Here is a 2,525-nt window from a genome sequence, read left to right as displayed (position 1 = left end):
GGCCTGATCCCGCCCGCCCCTGCTGATGATCCGGACTTCGCCATGCCCCAACCGACTCTCAAAGCCCTCGCCCAAGACCTCGCCTGCGGGCGCACCACAGCGCGGGCGCTGGCGGAAGCCTGCCTCGACCGCATCGCGGACCCGGCCGGCGAAGGCGCCCGCGCCTTCGTCTCGGTGAACCGGGAGGGCGCGCTCAAGGCGGCGCAGGCACAGGATGAGCTGCGCAAGGCGGGGGCGGCGCCATCGCTTTTTGCCGGCATCCCCATCGCGGTGAAGGACCTGTTCGACGTGCAGGGGGAGGTCACCGCCGCCGGCTCCAAAGTGCTGAAGGACCATGCGCCGGCCACGGCGGATGCCACCGCGGTGGCGCGCCTGCGCCGGGCTGGGTTCGTCCTCCTCGGCCGCAACACCATGACCGAGTTCGCCTATTCCGGCCTCGGTATGAACCCCCATTACGGCCACCCGCGCGCCCCGTTCGAGCGGGCGGAAGGCGGCCGCGTCTCCGGCGGCTCCTCCTCCGGCGGGGCGGTGGCGGTGGCGGACGGCATGGCCCACGCCGCCCTCGGCACCGACACCGGCGGCTCCTGCCGCATCCCGGCGGCCTTCTGCGGCATCACCGGCTACAAGCCCACCGCCAGCCGGGTGCCGCGCGAGGGCGCCTTCCCGCTTTCCACGACGCTCGATTCCATCGGCCCCATCGCCCGCTCGGTGGCCTGCTGCGCGGCCCTCGACGCCATCCTCTCCGGCACCGAGCCGGCGCCGCCGGCGTCGCGTCCGGCCAGGGGGCTGCGGCTGCTGGTGCCCACCACCGTGGCGCTGGACGGGCTCGACGGCGAGGTCGCCAAGGCCTTCGAGGCGGCGGTCGAGGCTCTGGCGCAGGCCGGCGCGCACATCGTCTCCGCGCCCTTCCCCGAGTTCGGCGAGGTGGCCACCATCAATGCCAAGGGCGGCTTCTCCGCCGCCGAGAGCTATGCGGTGCACCGCCGCCTGCTGGCGGAGAAGGCCGACGCCTACGACCCGCGCGTCGCGGGGCGCATCAAGCGCGGTGCGGAGCAGTCCGCCGCCGACTACGTGGAGTTGGTGGCCGCGCGCCGGGCGCTGGTTCAGCGCGCTGCGGCGCGGCTTGCCGGCTTCGACGCTTTGGTGATGCCCACGGTGGCCATCCTGCCGCCGCGGATCGCCGACCTCGCCACCGACGACGACGCCTATGGCCGCGCCAACCTGCTGGCCCTGCGCAACCCCACCCTCATCAACATGACCGACGGCTGCGCCATCTCCCTGCCCATCCCCGGCGGCGCGCCCGTGGGGCTGATGCTGGCCGGCGCGCCGGGCACGGATCAGGCCCTGTTCGCCGTCGCGGCGGGGGTGGAGGCGGCGCTAGAGCACGCGCCGATCAGATCGCATCGCGATCTGATCGGATAACGCGTTCTCTTTCTTGAACTTAGAGGGCGATTCACCGATCAGATTGAGTCAATCTGATCGGATCGCGCTCTGTCCGCCTGATCGGCCCCGCCCGCCTTCGGCAGCAGCACCCGCAGGCGCGCGCCGCCGCCGGGGCGGTCGGCGATGACCACCTCGCCGCCGTGCCCCTCCACGATCTGCCGCACGATGGTGAGGCCGAGCCCCGCCCCGCCGCTGTCCCGGTTGCGCGAGGGCTCCACCCGATAGAAGGGCTCGAACACGCTTGCCCGCTCGGCCGCCGGAATGCCGGGGCCGCGATCCTCCACGCGCAGCTCCACCCGCTCGCCGAGGTCGATGAGCGTGATGTCGGCGCGCTGCCCGTAGGCCAAAGCGTTGCCCACGAGATTGGCCAGCACCCGCGCCAACGCCCCGCGCGCGCCGTCCACCAGCAGGGGCGCGTCGTCGCCGGCAAGGGTCACCGCACCGGCCGCGCCGAGATGGGCTTCGTATTCGGCGCGGGCGAGCGCGGAAAGGTCCACCCGCTCCCCGGAGGCCGGGGCGAAGGTGGCGCGGGCGAAGGCGAGGGCGTCGTCCACCAGCGCCTGCATGCCGGCGAGGTCGGCCTGCGCCTTCTCCACCTGCGGACCCGGCGGCAGCAGTTCCAGCCGCAGCCGCAGCCGGGTGAGATAGGTGCGCAGATCGTGGCTGATGGCGCCGAGCACCAGCGTGCGCATGCGCACCAGCTCGGCGATGCGCGCCTGCATGGCGTTCACCGCACGGATGACGAGGCGCACGTCCGGCGCGCCGCGCTCGGGCACCTCAAGCGGCTCCAGCCGCGCGCCGAAGCGCTCCACCACCTCGGTGAGATCGGAGAGCGGGCGCGTCTCCCGCCGCACCGCGAACAGCGCGGCGAGCGCCACGAGGAAGCCGAGGATGCCGGCGATCAACCCCACCGGCAGGCCCAGCAGGCGGACGGTCAGGTCGCCGCCCGCGAGCACGTCGCCCTGCAGGTGGATGGCGGCCTGCGCACCGGCCGCGACGTGGTCATCGGCGCCCTGCTCGGGGCCGACGAGTTCGCCTTCTCCACCGCGCCGCTCATCGCGGCGGGCTGCATCATGATGCGC

The 2,525-nt window shown here is 73.7% G+C and carries 2 protein-coding genes and 1 pseudogene; 2 read left to right on the top strand and 1 reads right to left on the bottom strand.

Annotated features, from left to right (window positions below; translation table 11 throughout):
* Window positions 1-42: 42 nt before the first annotated feature.
* Complete coding sequence (locus K9U40_RS22535) at window positions 43-1,422, top strand: amidase (RefSeq protein WP_282892336.1); 1,380 nt, start codon at window positions 43-45, stop codon at window positions 1,420-1,422.
* Window positions 1,423-1,460: 38 nt separating this feature from the next.
* Here K9U40_RS22535 and K9U40_RS24875 read toward each other — a convergent pair whose 3' ends face one another.
* Window positions 1,461-2,009, bottom strand: a complete 549-nt coding sequence (locus K9U40_RS24875) for a sensor histidine kinase (RefSeq protein ID WP_432715933.1) — start codon at window positions 2,007-2,009, stop codon at window positions 1,461-1,463.
* A 381-nt stretch (window positions 2,010-2,390) separates the two neighbouring features.
* Between K9U40_RS24875 and K9U40_RS24870 the strand changes: the two are divergent.
* Window positions 2,391-2,525: pseudogene (locus K9U40_RS24870) on the top strand (glutamate synthase-related protein); the annotation flags it as partial.

Source organism: Xanthobacter autotrophicus (assembly GCF_030015065.1).
GTDB lineage: Bacteria > Pseudomonadota > Alphaproteobacteria > Rhizobiales > Xanthobacteraceae > Xanthobacter > Xanthobacter autotrophicus_D.
Note: the sequence above shows the minus strand (reverse complement) of the source record. Positions and strands in the feature narration are given on the sequence as shown.

Bases quoted from the DNA above. Each gene is read 5' to 3' on its own strand.
- K9U40_RS24875 (WP_432715933.1), bottom strand. From the start codon at position 2,009: ATGCAGGCGCTGGTGGACGACGCCCTCGCCTTCGCCCGCGCCACCTTC.
- K9U40_RS22535 (WP_282892336.1), top strand. From the start codon at position 43: ATGCCCCAACCGACTCTCAAAGCCCTCGCCCAAGACCTCGCCTGCGGG.